This is a genomic window from Massilia sp. 9I (genome assembly GCF_902506415.1).
Lineage (GTDB): Bacteria > Pseudomonadota > Gammaproteobacteria > Burkholderiales > Burkholderiaceae_D > Telluria.
Genome location: NZ_LR733275.1, coordinates 1,592,125 through 1,609,337, shown reverse-complemented (window position 1 = coordinate 1,609,337; position 17,213 = coordinate 1,592,125). Strand labels below are relative to the sequence as shown.

At 65.7% G+C, this 17,213-nt stretch carries 9 protein-coding genes; 5 read left to right on the top strand and 4 right to left on the bottom strand.

Features of this window, described 5'->3' with window-relative positions:
- Positions 1–6 precede the first annotated feature (6 nt).
- The 4 genes from GV068_RS07330 to GV068_RS07315 all read left to right on the top strand — a co-directional run bounded on the left by GV068_RS07330 (position 7) and on the right by GV068_RS07315 (position 8,820).
- Entirely contained in the window at positions 7–2,829 is a 2,823-nt protein-coding gene (locus GV068_RS07330) for an ATP-binding protein (RefSeq protein WP_159696705.1), read from the top strand.
- A 293-nt stretch (positions 2,830–3,122) separates the two neighbouring features.
- Positions 3,123–4,142 (top strand): chemotaxis protein CheB, encoded by a 1,020-nt coding sequence (locus GV068_RS07325; RefSeq protein ID WP_159696704.1) that lies wholly within the window; start codon positions 3,123–3,125, stop codon positions 4,140–4,142.
- Between the two features lie 117 nt (positions 4,143–4,259).
- A complete protein-coding gene (locus tag GV068_RS07320; RefSeq protein WP_159696703.1) occupies positions 4,260–8,390 on the top strand; it encodes a CheR family methyltransferase in 4,131 nt (1,376 codons plus the stop codon).
- A gap of 175 nt (positions 8,391–8,565) precedes the next feature.
- Positions 8,566–8,820, top strand: coding sequence for a hypothetical protein (locus tag GV068_RS07315; RefSeq protein WP_159696702.1), 255 nt, complete (start codon positions 8,566–8,568; stop codon positions 8,818–8,820).
- Positions 8,821–9,041: 221 nt separating this feature from the next.
- Here GV068_RS07315 and GV068_RS07310 read toward each other — a convergent pair whose 3' ends face one another.
- Entirely contained in the window at positions 9,042–9,563 is a 522-nt protein-coding gene (locus tag GV068_RS07310; RefSeq protein WP_159696701.1) for a hypothetical protein, read from the bottom strand.
- 152 nt (positions 9,564–9,715) lie between these two features.
- On the opposite strand from GV068_RS07310, the gene GV068_RS07305 reads away from it, so the two are divergent.
- Positions 9,716–9,871 (top strand): hypothetical protein, encoded by a 156-nt coding sequence (locus GV068_RS07305; RefSeq protein WP_229463864.1) that lies wholly within the window; start codon positions 9,716–9,718, stop codon positions 9,869–9,871.
- A 70-nt stretch (positions 9,872–9,941) separates the two neighbouring features.
- On the opposite strand, the gene GV068_RS07300 is transcribed toward GV068_RS07305, so the two are convergent.
- The 3 genes from GV068_RS07300 to GV068_RS07290 form a co-directional block, all read right to left on the bottom strand.
- The gene (locus GV068_RS07300; RefSeq protein ID WP_159696699.1) at positions 9,942–10,799 is read right to left on the bottom strand and encodes a PEP-CTERM sorting domain-containing protein; all 858 of its coding nucleotides are present in this window, start codon (positions 10,797–10,799) and stop codon (positions 9,942–9,944) included.
- A 194-nt stretch (positions 10,800–10,993) separates the two neighbouring features.
- Entirely contained in the window at positions 10,994–15,424 is a 4,431-nt protein-coding gene (locus tag GV068_RS07295; protein WP_159696698.1) for a translocation/assembly module TamB domain-containing protein, read from the bottom strand.
- A complete protein-coding gene (locus GV068_RS07290) occupies positions 15,424–17,205 on the bottom strand; it encodes an autotransporter assembly complex family protein (protein ID WP_229463862.1) in 1,782 nt (593 codons plus the stop codon). The genes GV068_RS07295 and GV068_RS07290 overlap by 1 nt, the downstream gene beginning before the upstream one ends.
- Positions 17,206–17,213: the final 8 nt, after the last annotated feature.

The window sequence follows — 17,213 nt, the reverse complement described above, 5'->3', positions numbered from 1 at the left end:
AAGCCCATGTTCCACATCAAATCACTCGAACTGGTCCACTGGGATTACTGGCAGCGGATCAAGAACATCCCGCTGGACGCCAAGATCATTACGATCGCGGGCCAGAACGGCTCCGGCAAGACCACCTTGCTGGACGCGCTGCGCACCCTGTTCGGCCTGGACTGCTCGATGGGCCGCACCTATAAACACTATGCGCGCCACTCGGGCCAGCAAAGCGCCTGGCTGCGCGCCGTGGTCGACAACAAGCCGGTCGGCAAACAGCTGTCGAACCGCCCGTTCCGCCATTCCGGCTTCTTCTCGGACGACGAAGTGACGCTGTTCTGCCAGGTGCAGAAGAACGGCGGCGACTGGAAGCGCCAGTACCTGATGCGTCCCGGGAACGTCGAGATCGAGGAAGTCACCGAAGCCACCGACTGGCTCGGCGTCGAGAACTACAAGAAGCGCCTGGCCTCGGCCGGCCTGTCGCCCGCCATGTCGAAAGTGCTGGCGCTGGAGCAGGGCGAGACCGACAAGCTGTGCGAATACGCGCCGCGCCAGCTGCTCGACCTGGTGTTCCAGGTCTTTGGCGACAAGGAAGTGCTGGACGCCTATGACGAAGCCAAGCGCCACCAGCGCGACACCGAGACGGAACTGAAGCGCTTCGAGGCCGAACTCGAGATCTCGCGCATCAACCTGGAAGGCCTGCGCCTGCGCGTGGCCAACTACCACCAGTGGGAAGACCTGCACAAGGAAAAGCGCGAGCTGCAAGAAGAAGTGCTGCCGGCCCTCGAATACCACGAGGCGCGCGAAAAGTCGGCAACCATCAGCCGCGCCATGCGCGAAGCGAGGAAGCCCCTGCTGCAGGCCGATTCGATCCTGGCCGAGAAGCGCCAGCAGCTGGCCGCCCAGCAGCGCGCCCTGACCGAAGCGCAGAAACAGGAAACCCAGCTGGAGCAGGAAGCCACCGAACTGGCCAGCCGCCTGACAGCGATCAACCAGAAGCTCAAGCCGCTGGAAAGCCTGGCCGAGCAGAAGGAGCGCCTGCAGAAGCTGTCCGCGGACGCCGGCGCCGACCTGGCCGAGGTGGCCAACCAGCTGAACGAAAAAGAAGCGGAACTCGCCAAGCAAAAGCAGCAGCGCGACAACGTCGCCGCCAAGATCGCGGGCGAACTGGCCACCATCTCGGCGCTGCAGGGCAAGAGCGCGATGCCGGAGCCGGAAGCGCAGCGCCAGATGCGCCGCGCCCTGCGCGACGAGGGCATCGCCCACGCCATGCTGTCGGACATCGTCGAGGTGACCGATCCGAAGTGGCAGGGCGCGGTCGAGGGTGTGCTGGGCGGTTACGCGTCCGTGGTGCTGCTCGAGAAAGCCAAGGATGCCCCGGCGGCCTACCGCCTGGCGGAGAAGGAGCGCTATCGCCACTTCATCGTGCCCGATTGCGTCGAGGCGCCGGTGGTGAAGGACAGCAGCCTGCTGTCGGTGGTGCGTTTTTCGAGCAAGGCGCCGGGCTGGCTGATCGACCAGCTGGAGCGCATCGAGCGCGTGGAATCGGTGGACGCCGGCTTCAAGTCGGATTCCGATGAGTGGATCACGCCGGACGCCTACCACCGCGAACGCCGCGGCGGCCGCTCGCTGTTCGTCGAACCCTCGCGCTACCGCTTCGGCTCGGCCGGCAAGACCCAGCGCCTGGAAGCGATCCAGAAGCTGCTGCCTAGCCTGGAAGCCCAGGAAGACGCGCTCACGCTGGCGATCAGCAAACTCGCCGCCGAAGTCGGCGCCCTGAAGGGCCGCATCGCCGGCGTCGACGCCGCCAAGGAACTGTCGGCGCGCCAGGCGGAGTTCGAGGAAGCCGCACGCGCGCTGCAGCCGCTGCGCGCCGAGCGCCTGGAAGTGGGCGCGCGCCTGGGCGAATTGTCGATGCTGACCAAGAACGCGACGGTGGCGCGCACCCGCGCCGACACCGTGTGGCAGAACGCGCGCATGGCGCTGTCGGAAGCGGAAGCGGGCATGCGCCTGAACAACCGCCGCACGATCGAGCAGCGCAGCGAGCACGCGCAGGCCCTCCTTGGCTTGCGCAAGAGCTGGCGCCACGTGCCGCAGAACTGGAAGAACGCGAACTGGCGCGGCGCCATCGTGGCCAAGCACCAGAATGCGCACCAGGTCAACCTGCGCCTGTCCTCGCTCGAGCACGCGCTGGGTCGCGACGACTGGGAACAGGATGCGACGGTCATCGACCAGTACGCGCGCCTGAACGACCAGCTGAGCGGCCGCCAGAGCGAGACCGAGGAACGCCGCTACCAGAACAACCGCGCGATCGAGGCCACGGCCAACGCGCGCGGCGCCTACATCGAGCGCCTGCGCTACACCATCAAGACCTACTCCAAGAACATCAAGGAGCTGGGCGAGCTGGCGGGCATCGACGTGCAGGCCGACCCGGTACGCCTGGAGAACGACGACGTGCAGCTGGCCCAGGCCGGCCTGCACGTGCGCTTCAAGTTCGACGGCAAGGACCAGATCGGCATGAACGACGGCGAGGCCTCCGGCGGCCAGCAGGTAATGAAGTCGCTGGTGCTGCTCATCGGCCTGCTGAAGTCGGAAGAAGGTTCGGGCGGCTTCGTGTTCATCGACGAACCCTTCGCCCACCTGGACATCCGCAACATCCAGCTGGTCGGCGAGTTCCTGAAGAACACCGACGCCCAGTACCTGATGACGACGCCGCTGACGCACAACACCGACGTGTACGACCCGTCGGAGCTGACGCTCATCACCAGCAAGAAAAAGAAGGACGTGCAGTGGGCGCAGCCGATCTTCGTGCTGCAGCGAAGGAAGGACGAGGCGAAGGCCGCGTAAGACAGGAGGGAGCCGCCGGCTCCCTTTTTTTCGGCCGCGCCGGGTAGGGTTCTGGGAATATGAAGTCGAAAATGGCGGAAACGTCCGCCATACTGTTGCATTACTTCTAGCAGGAGCCTTCTTCGGCTGTGACGGAACCGATGCTGGGCGCGAAATGATGGTCCGCCTTCCGCCGTAGATGAACGACCGGCAAGAAGCGGCGGGCACTCGGATGCATGCCTGAACCGGTAGCCAAACGAACTGGTTTTGTGCAGGTACGCGCTACAATGGGTTCCAATTGCAAAGGATCCCCAATGGACAAGCTTCAACACGGCATCAGACGAAACATTGTTGTCGTTGGCGCGTCCGCAGGCGGCGTCGAAGCCCTCCAGGCCTTATTTGCGTGTATGCCGCCAGATACCGGAGCGAGTTTCTGCGTTGTATTGCATGTTTCGCCACATTCTCCGAGCCAGCTGCCCCGTATCCTGCAAAGGGTCACATCGATGCATGTGACCTTTGCCGACGACCGACAGGAGATCATGCCTGACACGATCTATGTCGCGACACCGGACCGTCATTTGTTGGTCGAAGGTGATCGGCTGAGGGTAACGCGTGGCCCCAAGGAGTGCCGCGTCAGGCCGGCGATCGATGCGCTGTTCCGCTCGGCCGCACTGGCGTTCGGCCCGCGAGCGATCGGCGTGATCCTGACCGGCGCGCTCGACGATGGAACGGCCGGACTCTGGCAAATCAAGGACCGCCAGGGACTCGCGTTCGTCCAGTCCCCCGAAGAAGCGCAGCACAGGTCGATGCCCGACAGTGCCATCGAACACGTTAACGTGGATCTCGTCGGAACGATCCAGCAGCTCGGCGCCGCGATCGCACGGGAGACCACGCGTGAATCGCCACTACCGGTTTTGCCTGCGCCGCGGATGAGCCAGGAAGTCGAAAACGACGTTGCACTGGAGGAAAGCGGAATGTATGCCGGCGTGATGGGTCTAGGGAAGGTGTCGAATTACACCTGCCCGGAATGTCATGGTGTGCTGGTGCAGATCGAAGAAGGCAAGCTCGTGCGCTTTCGCTGCCATACGGGGCATGCCTACTCGTTCAAGTCCTTGCTCGCCGAGGTCAACGATGCCGTCGATACCAGCTTGTGGTCGACGGTTCGGGCAATCGAGGAACGGATACTCATCCTGAAGCAGTTCGCCGGTGTTGCGGAGGCGGCTGGCAAGATGGCCGAGGCATCGAGGCTGCGAACGAAAGCAAATGAAGCCGAAGAGAAATGCGCACCGCTGCGTGCCCTCGTGCTGGATGCCGATTTTTTTGCCCTGGACTGAACCGAGTGCGCGTCGATGCCCGGCGCAGTGTCCGCGGCAATATAAAATTTTTATCAGTTCTGTCGAACCGCCAGGTGAATCCATTACACTTGTGGATTGATCGATCTGATAACTGACATGCACGATACCGCCGACTCGCCCAACCCGCCGCCAACCGAGCCTGGCGTGGTGCCGAGCGCCATCCAATTTCCTGTTGTCGGCATCGGCGCATCGGCGGGCGGCCTGCCTGCCTTGCAGCGCTTCTTCGAAAACATGCCGCAGAACAGTGGCATGGCGTTCGTCATCATCCTTCACCTTTCTCCGAAGCACGCTTCCACGACCGACCAGGTGCTTCAGCGGGCGACGCGCATGCCTGTGATCCAGGTCCTCAAACCCGTGCAGATCGAGGCCAATCACGTCTACGTCATTCCGCCCAACCAGCACCTGACGATGATCGACAGCTTCCTCAGCCTGAAGCCGCTGGAGCGTCCGCGGGGCAGCCACATCGCCATCGACCTTTTCTTCCGCACGCTGGCCGAGGTGCACCGCGAGCGCTCGGTGGCAATCGTCTTGTCGGGCACCGGCTCGGACGGCGCGGTCGGTCTCAAACGCATCAAGGAACAGGGCGGCGTCACGATCGTGCAGCTGCCCGCCGACGCCGAGCACGACGGCATGCCGGGAGCGGCGATCGGCACCGGCATCGTCGATTTCGTGCTGCCTGTGACCGAGATGCCGCAAAAGCTGATCGACCTGTGGGAAAACGCACGCATCATCGAACTGCCGCCGACCGGCGACGGCGAGGGACCGATCGCGCACCTGCCGCGCCAGGATGACGTCCAGCTGGCCGAGGAAGCGCTGCAGCGCGTCGTGTTCCTTCTGCTGAACCGCACCGGTCACGATTTCAAGCAATACAAGCGCGCGACGGTGCTGCGCCGGATCGAGCGACGCATGCAGGTGCGGGCCGTGCACACGCTGCCAGAATACTGCAGCCTGCTAGAAACGGATCCGCGCGAATGCCACGCCCTGCTGGACGACATGCTGATCGGGGTGACCAATTTCTTCCGCGACCGTGAAGCCTTCGAGGCCCTCGAGCGCGACATCATTCCGGAGCTGTTCAAGGACAAGGGCGCGGGCGACGAAGTCAGGGTGTGGGTGGCGGCCTGCTCCACCGGCGAGGAGGCGTATTCGCTGGCGATGCTGCTGGCCGACCATGCTGAGGAGATGGCGCATCCGCCCGCCTGCCAGATCTTCGCATCCGACATCGACAACGACGCCATCGCCCGGGCGCGCAGCGGCGTCTATCCCGCCTCGATCCTCACCGACATCGCGCCCTCGCGCCTGCGGCGCCATTTCACCAAGGACGACGACCGCTACAACATTCGCAAGGCCATCCGCGACCGCATCCTGTTCGCTTCGCACAACGTCCTGCGCGACCCGCCGTTCTCGCGGCTCGACATGGTCTCGTGCCGCAACCTGCTGATCTACCTGAACCGCGAAGTCCAGATCCGGGTACTCGAGATGTTTCACTTCGCCCTCAAGCCGGGCGGCTATCTGTTCCTGGGCAGCTCGGAGTCGGCCGAGTCGGTCGCGGATTTCTTCGTCCCGGTGGACAAGAAGAACCGCATCTACCGCGCCCGCCCGACCTCGCGCACCATGAGCTCCGGCACCCAGGTGCCGAGCCATGTCAGCCGGCTGCCGGAATCAGTCCTGTATCCGCCGCCGCGGCGCCAGTTCTCGTATGCCGAGGTGCACCAACGCGCGCTGGCGCTGGCAGCGCCGCCGTCGCTGGTGCTGGACCGCGAAGCGAACATCGTCCACATGTCGCAACGCGCCGGACAGTTCCTGCGCATGGGCGCCGGAGAGCCGTCGCGCAACGTGCTTGCATTGGTCATGCCCGAACTGCGCCTTGAGCTGCGCAGCGCACTGTACCAGGCCCAGCAAGGAAACACCGCCATCGACTGCCGTCACATCTCGATCGAGTTGCAGGGACGGAGCGTGATCATCGGCATGAAGGTATCTCCATTCCGCGACGAGGACAGTTCCGAGAATTTCATGCTGGTCGTGTTCAACGAGGTGTCGCCCGAAGTTGCCCCCGTCCCAGCCGGCGCCTCGCGCGACGACATGGTCCTGACCCAGCTCGAGACCGAGTTGCAGCGCACCAAGGAGCAGTTGCAGGAGACGATCGAGCATTCCGAGATCTCGACCGAAGAACTGCGCGCATCCAACGAGGAACTCCAGGCGATCAACGAGGAACTGCGCTCGGCTACGGAGGAACTCGAGACCAGCAAGGAAGAGCTGCAGTCGGTGAACGAAGAGCTCATTACCGTCAACTACGAGCTCAAGGTGAAGGTCGAGGAAACCGGCAAGGCCAACGACGACCTGAACAACCTGATCGCCTCGACCGACATCGCCACGGTGTTCGTCGACAGCGGCATGCGTATCAAGCGCTTTACGCCGCGCGCGACCGACATCTTCAGCGTCATCGCCTCGGACCTCGGCCGCTCGCTGCTGGACCTGACCCACCGCCTCGACTACGACCAGCTGGCCGATGACGTCAGCGCCACGTTCGCGACACTGCGTCCGGTCGAGCGGGAGGTCCGCAGCTATGACGGCCGCTGGTATATCGTGCGCCTGCTGCCCTACCGGACCACGGAAGACAGGATCGAGGGCGCGATCATGACCTTCTTCGACATCAGCGAACGCCGCCAGGCCGAAGAACAGGCGCGCGCGCATGAAGCACGCATGCAGATGGTGGCCGAGAGCACCCATGACTATGCCATCATCTCTCTCGATGCCGAGGGACATGCCACCAGCTGGAACAAGGGTGCCGAGCGCCTGTTCGGCTACACCGAGGCTGAAATGCTGGGCCAGTCGCTCGAAGCCCTGTACACACCCGAGGACCGCGAGCGTGGTGCGCGCGAGCAGGAAATGCGGCGCGCGCGCGACGATGGGCGCTCCGAGGACGAGCGCTGGCACCTGCGCAAGGACGGCAGCCGTTTCTACGCCAGCGGCGTCACCAATCCCCTCGGCGAACGCGCCGCCTACGGCTATGCCAAGATCGCGCGCGACGAGACCCAGCGCCTGCGCCTGATGAGTGAACGGGACGCGGCGTTCAGCCATGAGCACCGTGAGCGCACCGGCGCCGAACATGCAGTGGCCGTCAAAGACCAGTTCCTGGCGATCATGTCGCATGAACTGCGACAGCCGCTGAACATGATCGGCATTAATGCCGACGTACTGGCGCGCATTCCCGAAGTGCGGGCCTCCAGCCTCGCCGTGCGTTGCGCCGAAACGATTCGCACCTCGGTCGTCAGCCAGGCCAAGATCATTGAAGACCTGCTCGACATGTCACGCGTCCGTACCGGCAAGATGGCGCTGTCGGTGACGCCGGTCCAGGCCAGCAAGGTGGTCCGCGCCATCGTCGACGTGGCGCTGGCCGACCCGTCTGCACAGGGGTTGAGTTTCAAAACGAGCATCGACGACAGCTTGGTGGTGATGGCCGACGCCGTGCGTTTCGAGCAGATCGCGATGAACCTGCTCAGCAACGCGATCAAGTTCACGCCGCAAGGTGGCGAGATCGCGGTGAACCTCGGCGCCGATGCCGGCATGATGCGGCTCGACGTGGTGGACAGCGGCCAGGGCATCGCGCCCGGCAGCCTCGCCAAAGTGTTCGAAATGTTTGGCCAGGCGAACTCGGTCACCACCCGCGCCAAAGGGGGCTTGGGCATCGGCCTGGCGCTCGTGCGTGAACTGGTCAGCCTGCATGGCGGACGAATCGAAGCCTATTCGGAAGGCGTCGGCAAGGGCGCCCGCTTCACTGTCTGGCTGCCGCTCGTCGAACAGGACTGCCATGAGGTCGGCACGCTAGCCGATGCGCAACTCGACATTGCCGGACTGCGCATCCTGCTGGTCGACGACGTCGAGGACGCCGTGATGATGATGCAATCGCTGCTGCAGATGTACGGCGCCGAGACATTTGGTGCGACCAGCGCCCGGCAAGCTCTCGACATCCTCGGCCGCGAGGACGTCGAGCTGCTGGTATCGGACATCTCGATGCCGGATATGGACGGCTACGGACTATTGCGCGAGGTGCGCAAGATGCCACGCTACTCGACCATGCCGGCCGTGGCCGTGACCGGGCTGGGCCGGGAGCAAGACATCGCCGCAGCGCGTGAGGCGGGCTTTTCGGCCCATCTCGGCAAGCCGCTAGTGGTCGATCGCCTACTGTCGATCATATCGGGCTTGCTCAAGCGACATGCAGGGCCCTAGGTCATGCGCAGCTCTCCCGGTGGCGCAGATAGCTGACATGTTGAGGGCGGGTGTGCGTAAAGCTTCCAAGCTCTCCGCGAAGTCGAAAACCCGTTGAGAATCCCAAGTGGGTCTGCTGTCGGCCAGAAGCGAGCTGGCGTTAGACAACGACGTCGTCACGGAGTAGTACCACAAGATGATGAAAATTTACGGTGAAGCCGCTGAGGTGCAGAAGCACATGGACTTTATGGAAATGTCTAGCATCGCAATCTCGCTATCGCCGGAAGCGATGGAAACTTTTGCGAGCTTTGTGATGCATGCGGCTTCAGAAATGAAACGCATAGGCCCAGGCTACGACCACGTCCACTTCATGGACTTCTGTAAAGACTGGGACCCTGCCTGGCCGGATATCCAGTTAACGCAGGTATACGAAGACCCACAAGATTCGTAGTTTTGTCGCTCGTTAAATTGGCGAAGGTACGTCAGCTTGGGTCGGCAGCGGTCCTTTGCAAGTAGACTGCTCTCGGCCAGAAGCGGACCTTGAACAACTGCAGGGCGAAGTACGGGCCGGACCGCGCAAGGCCGGCGAACGCTGGGCCGTGCACGTGCTGCCGGCCGTCGTTACAGCGCTGGTAGCCGAACGCTTGGAGCGGCAGCGCGGCTGCTGACCGGTTATTCGACGTCGATCGCCTTGCGCAGCTTGCGGCGCCACTGCAGCAGTCCCATCGAGTACCACTCGAAGTAGCCGGCGGTCAGCCCGACGCACAGCATGGTGATCGCATCGTCGGTCAGCTTCGGCGCCGGGATGCCCTTGCCCTGGTTGGCATAGATCTCCACGCCCAGGTAGAAGATGCGTGCCACCAGGATCATCGCCATCACGATACCCAGCCGCGCGGGCGGGGTAAAGTAGTAGCCCTGCGGTGTATCCTCGAAGCGGGTCTTCGTCAGCGCATACACGCTCCAGCCGAAACCGACGGCCGACCCGAGCATCAGCGCGGCCAGGTTGGGCAGGCGGTCGAACAGCTGCAGCAGCGGCACCACGATCATGGCCCCGAACACCAGCACGCCGGTGTAATGGCGCGAGACGATCGAGCGCTGGCGCGTCATGCGCGCTTTGATGCGGTTGTAGACACGCCAGACCAGCAGGGGCGTCAGGACGAGCAGGGCGAGGGTGGTGATCGAGAGGTCTTCCATGGTGCAATGAATTGGTTCTGGCCCGCCATTGTAGCCGCCTCGCACAGGAGCGGCGGCGAACGGCGGCGCCCGGGGCATTCTGGTATGGTGTCCACTCCGCTTTTGACCAGGAGATTCCCGCCATGAATGCAGTGTTTTCTGCGCATGTTCCGATGAAAGCGCACCGTGCACCGGACCCGGCCCCGATCGAGGAACCGGCCCCCGAGCCCTTCGATACGCCCCATCCGCACCACCAGCCCGGCCATTCCCACACGCCTCAGGCCGACGACGATCCGGTGCCCGATCACAAGCCCAGCATGCTGTCCTGAACACGCCGATCCGGGGCGTAAAAAAACCGCAGGGCGCGAGGCGCTGCGGTTTCCGGGGAAACGAAGTGGATCAGCCGCGGCGACGACGCGCAGCCAGGCCGGCAAAGCCGAGGCCCAGCAGGGCCAGCGAGCCCGGTTCCGGGACGTTGCCCTGGACGTCGCCCGAGATATCGACGGTCCAGCCTGGGCCGGCCGAGGCGCCGGTCTGGCCGTAGGTGATCTTCATGAACAGGTCGTGCATGCCGCCGTTCGGGTCTTGCTGCAGGTTCGTGTCGAACAGCTTCTTCAGCGAGCCGCCGGTCACGTCCAGGAAAGCCTGGCCGCCGCCCGAGATCGTGTTGTTGGCGTAGTTCGAGGAATAGGTGTATTCCGGATCGCCGCCCAGCACGCCCGGCGCGAACACGGCCGACAAGGCCAGCGTGCCGCCGATATTGGTGATGCCGCGGTAGCCGAACTCGCCCTGGCGGCCGTTCGGGCCGAAGCTGGCGTTGTAGTTCTGGCCGGTCAGGTACATGTTCAGCCAGCCGCCGGTGCCCAGCGCCAGGGTGCTCGGCGACTTGGAGCCGCTGACTTCGACGTAAGTGTCCTTGATGCCGCCGAACATGCCGGTCAGGTATTCGCCATTGGTGCCGGCAGTAAAGATCAGGCTGCCGTTCGACACGCGCGAGATGCTCTGCACCGAGAAGATGCCCCAGGTGTCCTCGCCGCCGTAGGCGTTGACCGCCGGCTTGGTCGCGACGCTATTGCACTGGGCGATCGATTCGCACTTGGTGCCGACCGTGTTGCCGTAGCCGATGGTGCTGGCGTCGAAAGCGTTGATGGTGATTTTCAGGTCGCCCGTGACCAGGGTAACTGCCTGCGCAGGAGCGGATGCGCCCACGGCCAGCGTTGCAGCAATTAAGGTAGCGGACAGTTTGTTGAGGATCATGGCGCTTCTCTCAGTTATCTAAACGTAAGGTTTGCTTTCGTTTAATATCTAAGCATGAAACGTGCCAGTCTTGCAGGAAACTTCAATTTCCCCTTAGAAATCAATTAATTGCACTAATGAATTTAAAGTTATTAGTGGGAAATTTCAGGTTCCGGCAGGGACTGTAAGATTTCTCGACAATCCCTGCGGTCGCATTAATCGAAGGCCCAGGAGTACAACACGTCCAGGGCCGTGTTCGTACCCGTCTGGAACTGCAGCGTGATCTTCGGGCTCCATTTGTAGCGAAGGCGCACTAGACTCGAGGCCGTGGTCGCGCCCTGTTCGAAGCTGAGGTAGGCGCGCGAGGAGATGCGCTTGCCGACCGTGACCACCGTGCTTTCCAGGCCGGTGGCGGTGCCGTTGGCCTGTTTCAGGCCCAACTCGTCCACGCCGAGCGAGGTCGCCAGCTTCTGCGTGATGCCGCCGGTGCCGCCCTTGCCGCCCAGCAGGGCAGCGGCGGCGGCGGCCAGCACATCCTTCTCGTTGCCGCTGGTGCCTTCCATGCCGTGGCCCAGCACCAGCCAGGACAGCTTTTCGCTGTCCGGCACGTTCGGGGTCGACACCAGCTTGGCCTGTGGCGACTGCGCGGTGCCGCGTACCTGCACGCCGGCTTCCACATTGGTTTCCGATAGCTGCTCGCCCTCGGGACGCTTGCGCACCGCCAGCACGTCGAGCGAAGGATTGTCGTACGGTCCGCTGAAGGTGATGTTGGCGCGCTCGATCGCCAGCCGCTGTCCATAGGCCGCGTAATCGCCTTCGACCGCGCGGATGGTGCCGTTTACGCGCGGCGCGCCGGCACCGACCTTGCGCACGCGGACGTTGCCGGCGAGCGTGGCGTCGATGCCCAGGCCACGCAGGTGGAATTCGTCCCCGAGGTCGGCGCGCAGGTCGATCGTCAGCGGCAGCTCTTCCTTCTTGTTGGAAGGGACCGGCTTGGCGCCGCCCTGGCCCAGCACAATCACGTCGTCCGACATGGTGGGGCGGCCCTGGGGCGCGAATTCGATCAGGGCGCGGTCGGCGCGGATATTCCCTTCCAGCGCAAAGCGCTCGGCATCCCGCACCAGGGACGCCTTGCCGCTCAGGACCACGGTGCGGTCCGGGCGCGACAGGGCTTCGAGCTTGTCGAGCGTCAGGCGCAGGTCGGCCGCGGCCAGGCCGCTGGAAAAGCGCAGCGAGCCCTCGGCCGAGGCGCTGCCCTGGCGGCCCTGGAAGTACAGGCGCTGCAGCTGCAGCTGGTCGCCGGCGAGACCCGCCCGCAGTTCGCCATTCTGCAGGCGCAGGCCTTGTTCGGGCCAGCGTACCGCCAGCCGGTCGCCCTGCACGGTGCCGTCCAGGCGCGGCGTGCCGATGGTGCCGGAGCCCTGTACCGCCAGGCGCAGGGCGCCGTCCAGTTCCAGTCCGGATTGGCCGGCAAACGAGGCCAGCCAGGCGATCGAGCCCATGTTGGCGTCCAGGCGCATGCGCATCGGGCTATCGCGATCGAGCCGTCCCTGCAGCAGCTGGGCCGAGCCTTCCAGCTTGGCGCTGCCGGTGCGGGTGCCGTCCAGATTGACGGCCACGCGCAGGGCGCCCCCCTGGACGTCGGCGCGCGCATCGAGCGTGCGCAGGCCGAGCGGGACCGGTTGGTCGCTGCCGGCGATGACGTCGCCCTTTTCGCGGAAGACGTGGACCATGCCGTCCAGCGCCGGCGCGCCGCCGGTGGCGGTCGCGGTGCGCAGGTCGAGCGCCCACTGGGCGCCCAGGGTCAGGTCGCCGCGCGCGTTCTCGCGGATCGCCGGCGAGAACTGGGACAGGTAAGTGAGCGGCACGTTGTCGGCGTGGCCGCGGCTGTTCCAGCGTGAGCCGTTCTTGACCAGGGAGTCGACCGTGATGCTGCCGGCCGGCAGGCGGATCACTGCGCCATTGAAGGCCAGCGTTTCCGGCTTGGCCAGTCCCATCACGCCGCTGCCCTTGGCGCCGCTGATGCGCAGCGGGACCGGCGCCTGCAGCGACATCGCGTAGCGGCCGCGGTTTTGCAGGGCGGCCAGGGTGCCGCTCCAGGTGTCGCCCGACCAGCCGCCACGTACTTCCAGGTTGGCGTCGAACGCTTCGCCCACGGCGGCCGCGCGCAGCGTGTGGGCGCCGCGCGTGCCTTCGGTCTTCAGGCTGGCCGAGGCCACGCGGGTCTCGCCGCTGACGTATTCGGTGATTTGGATGTCGCTGGCCAGCGCATCGCGCGCGCCGCGGCCGGAGCCGAGGTTGGCGTTCGCGCGCAGGGAACGGATGCTGTGGGTGCCGAGCAGGCGCAGGTTCTGGCCTTCCAGCGAAGCGGTGAGCGAAGGCGTATCCATGGTGCCGGACAGGGTGCCCTGGCCGCGCAGCACGCCGCCGAAGTCGGGACCGAGCGCGGCCAGCTGGGGCGCGTCGATGCGCCAGCCCAGCTGGTCGGAACCAAGGCCGAAGCTGCCCTTGGCGGCGACCACATTGGCGCCGACGTGCAGGTCGACGTCGGCGTTCGAGACGTGGCGGCGGTCGGCGCTGAGCTTGGCATGGCCCCACAGCGGGGAGTTCGACAGCGTCGAATCCTGCACGCGCAGGTCGAGCGCGCCGCGCCAGTCGGCGCCACTGCGGCCGCTGGCATCGAAAGCGCCGTTGATCGAACCGGCCAGCGGCGAGCCGAAGGCGGCCGGGTTGAAGCGCTGCATCGCGCCGCTCACCTTCGCTTCGACGAAGCGCGCTCCCTCGCCGCCGGCCAGCCAGGCTTCGCCGCTGGCGCGCAGGCTGCCGTTGGCATTCTTGCGCTGGGCGGCGACCCAGCCGAGGCCATTCGCATTGAGGTCGAACGTGGTGCGCGGCGCGGCCATGGTGCCGGTGGCGACGCCGCTGGCCGTGACGGCGCCATACAGGTCGCTGCGCACCGCCGACAGCTGGCGGCCGTCCAGGCGCCACTGCAGCTTGTCGCCGGCGCCGCCAAAGGCACCGGAAAGCGCCACCGTGTTCTGGCCCAGCGCCAGGTCGGCGTTGATGCCGCTGATGCGTTTCGCATCGGCGTGCAGCTTGCCTTCGCCCGACATTGCCTGGTTCATCAGGCGGCTGCGGCGCACGGCGAAGTCGGCGTCCACGCGCCAGGCCGGGGCCAGGACGCCGGCCACGTTCACGCTGGCGTTGATGTCGGCTTCCGGGAAATCACCGAAGTCGGCCGGGTTGAAGCGGCTGGCGCTGGCGCTGGCCTTGAAGGCCTTGTCTTCCAGCAGATTCATGTTGCCGGTGACGTCCACGCGGCTGCTGCCGCTTGAAAGCCGCGCTTCGCGCACCGTGACGAGGTTCTTTTCCAGCGTCGCCAGCGCGGCCAGGCGCAAGGCCTTGTCGGCCAGGTTCGCCTGCAGGGTCTGGACGGTGCCGGCATTCGTCACCTGGATGTCGCCGCGGATCGCGGTCGGCTTCATGGTGGAGTAGATGTTCTTGAGGTCGAAGCGCTCGGTGTGCAGCGTGAAGCGCGCGGTGCCGAGACCTTCCTCGTCCTTGTCGCGCTGCACGCCGCCGGTGCCGGTAAAGCGGCCGGCCGCGCCGAAGTCCATCAGCACGTCGGACACCTGCAAGGCATTCAGGTTGCCGCCCAGCTGGCCACGCATGCTGCGCAGGGGCAGGCGCTGCTGGTCGATGGTGCCTTCCGGGCCGTCGTTGGTGATGCTGACGCTGCCGCTGATGTTGCGGTTTGGGTCCAGCTTGCCCGCGATGGCGAAGGTCAGGTCGGCCGTCGGCAGCGCCGGGTTGAAGAAGCCCGGGTCGACGTTGCGGCCATTGATGCGCAGTTCGCGCAGCGGAATCTCGGCATAGGGCGACAGCGCGAAGTGGGCGTCGCCGACGGCGCGGCCGGCCTGGCCGGTCGCGTCCACGAGCGTGGTCTCCAGGTCGCCGCCGACCTTCAGGCGCAGCTGGGCGGCGCGCGCACCGGCTTTCGCCTGGGATTGCGTCAGGCTGGCACTCGCATCGAGCTTGAACGGGCGCTGGGCGCCGATGCTGCCGTTTGCCGCTACGTCGCCCCAGGGCGTCACGGCGGCGGCGTCGCGGATCGTCCAGCTCTGCTTGTCCCCATGCAGGCGCAGGCGGATGTTATCGATGCGCGTTTCCGCGCCCTTGCTCACGAAGACCGCCTGGTTCAGGCGCGCGTCGTCGATCGAGACCGGGAAGGGCGGCGCCAGCTTGGCCGGCATCGGCGAGCGCTCCTCGGTTTCCTTGAGCGTTTCGACGCGCAGGTTGGCGGCGTGCAGGCTGTCGACCAGGATGCCGCGCGAGACGATCTGGCTGGGCGACCAGCGCAGGTCGATCTTGTTGGCCACCACCAGCTGCTCGTCGGTGCGCCACACGACGCGCTCGATGTGCATGGTGCCGTACAACGAGCCGGTGACGCCGGTGAGGGTCAGCTTGCCGCCGGTGGAAGCGGCCACGCGCTGGGCAATCATCTGCAGCGTCGTTTCGCGGCCGAGGTACCAGAGCGTGCCGCCGACGATCACGCCGGTCACGACGACGCCGATGGCGACGCGGCGCGGCCAGCGCCGTGGTTTCGGCGCCGGCGCCGGGTCCTTGGAAATGTCGTTCGTGTCCATCAGAAGGTGAATCCCAGGGAGAAGTGCAGGCGCGCTTTCTTGACGGCGTGGCCATACGCGACGTCGACGTTGATCGGGCCGACCGGGCTGCGCCAGCGCGCGCCGACGCCGAAGCCGGATTTCGGCTTCAGGTCGCCGACCTTGTCGGCGGCGTTGCCGACGTCGTAGAACACGGCCACGCCCCAGGGTGGGCGGAAGTAATACTGGTATTCGGCGCTGGCGGTGAGCAGGTATTTGCCGCCCACGATGGCGTCGTTCTCGCGTACGCCCAGTTCACGGTAGCCGTAGCCGCGCACCGACTGGTCGCCGCCGGCGCGGAACAGGAAGGTCGAGGGCACGCCCAGCTTTTCCTTGGCCGCCACCGCGCCGAATTCGCCGCGCAGCACCAGGGTGCCGGCTTCGCCCAGCGGCTTGAACATCTGGCCGCGGGTGTACAGGCGCAGGAACTTTTCGTCGGTCAGGATCGGCAGCAGGGCGCCGCCCAGCTGGCCCTGCAGCACATAGCCATTGGTCGGCTGGATCAGGCTGTCGAGCTTGCGCTTGGTGATGCTGTAGGTGAGCGGGAGGCTGCGCGTGGTGGTCGGTTCGCTTGGCGGCACCTCGCGTTTTTCGACCAGCGCCTCCAGCGTGAGGCTGCGCTCAAGCAGCGGCGTGCCCCACTGGCGGCGCGCGGCGACCGTGGCCAGGGTGGTGATCTCGCCGCGCACGTCGTTGCGCTCGACGCCGGCGCCGACGCTGTCGTTGTAGCCCTTGGGCGTGGTCGGCCAGAAGAAGTCGACGCGCGCGGTCTGGCGCTTCTGTTCGTAGATCAGGTCGGACTTCATGCGCTTGCCGAACACGTTCAGGTCGTCGTAGCTGGCCTGGGCGCGCGCGCCGGTGTCCGTCGAGAAGCCGAGGCCGACCTCGACGTTCTTGCGCTTGTTCTCGGTGACGCGCACCAGCACCGGCAGCACGGTGGGGCCGGTGGGCGGCTCCGGCGTGGCCGGATTGCCGTCGGCGTCCTGGTCGCCGTCCTTCAGGTCTTCGATCTCGGCATTGAGCACGGCGCGCATGTCGGCGCTCACTTCGACGCTGCTGAAGTAGCCGGTGTCCTGCAGGCGCGACTGCAGCGCCTGCAGCGCGGCTTCGCTGTACTCGTCGCCCGGATTGATCTTGTTCAGGTTGGTGATGACTTCGCGCGGATAGCGCTTTAGGCCGCGGATGCGCAGCTCGCCGAAGCGCATCTCGGGGCCGCTGTCGATGACCACGTGGAGCAGGGCGCGGCGCTCTTCCGGATCGACGGTGGCGCTGGTCTCGACCAGGCGGGCGCGCGGGAAGCGCGTCTGCGCCACTTCGCGCAGCAGCTCGCGCTTGGCCGCTTCCCAGTCGGCCTGGCGGAAGCGCGCACCGACCGGCAGCTGCCAGCGCTGGCGCAGCGCGCCCGCGTCGAACGGCGCGCTGCCCTTGTCGAGCTGGGCGAAACCCTGCAGCACCAGGTCGACGTCGCCGACCACGGTGGCGGGGCCCGGATCGACGATGACGCGCGCGACCGGCCGGCCGCCGCTGGTATCGAGGCCGGCCGAGATCTTGGGCGAGTAATAGCCTTCGGTGGCGATGAAGGTCTTGGCCTGGGCCGGGGCTTCCTTGACCAGGCGCTGCAGCTGCTCCATGTCGACCCGCGGATTGCCGCGCCAGCGCATCAGGTCGAGGTTCTCCTCGAGCATGTTCTCGATCTGGCGCGGGGCGTCGATGCGGACCTGGTAATCAATTCCCTGGGCATGCAGTGCTGTGGCAAATACCATGGCCCCAA

Coding starts and splice junctions, on each gene's coding strand:
- GV068_RS07315 (WP_159696702.1), top strand. CDS start 8,566: ATGATGAAAATTTACGGTGAAGCCGCTGAGGTGCAGAAGCACATGGAC.
- GV068_RS07290 (WP_229463862.1), bottom strand. CDS start 17,205: ATGGTATTTGCCACAGCACTGCATGCCCAGGGAATTGATTACCAGGTC.
- GV068_RS07320 (WP_159696703.1), top strand. CDS start 4,260: ATGCACGATACCGCCGACTCGCCCAACCCGCCGCCAACCGAGCCTGGC.
- GV068_RS07300 (WP_159696699.1), bottom strand. CDS start 10,799: ATGATCCTCAACAAACTGTCCGCTACCTTAATTGCTGCAACGCTGGCC.
- GV068_RS07325 (WP_159696704.1), top strand. CDS start 3,123: ATGGACAAGCTTCAACACGGCATCAGACGAAACATTGTTGTCGTTGGC.
- GV068_RS07310 (WP_159696701.1), bottom strand. CDS start 9,563: ATGGAAGACCTCTCGATCACCACCCTCGCCCTGCTCGTCCTGACGCCC.
- GV068_RS07295 (WP_159696698.1), bottom strand. CDS start 15,424: ATGGACACGAACGACATTTCCAAGGACCCGGCGCCGGCGCCGAAACCA.
- GV068_RS07330 (WP_159696705.1), top strand. CDS start 7: ATGTTCCACATCAAATCACTCGAACTGGTCCACTGGGATTACTGGCAG.
- GV068_RS07305 (WP_229463864.1), top strand. CDS start 9,716: ATGAAAGCGCACCGTGCACCGGACCCGGCCCCGATCGAGGAACCGGCC.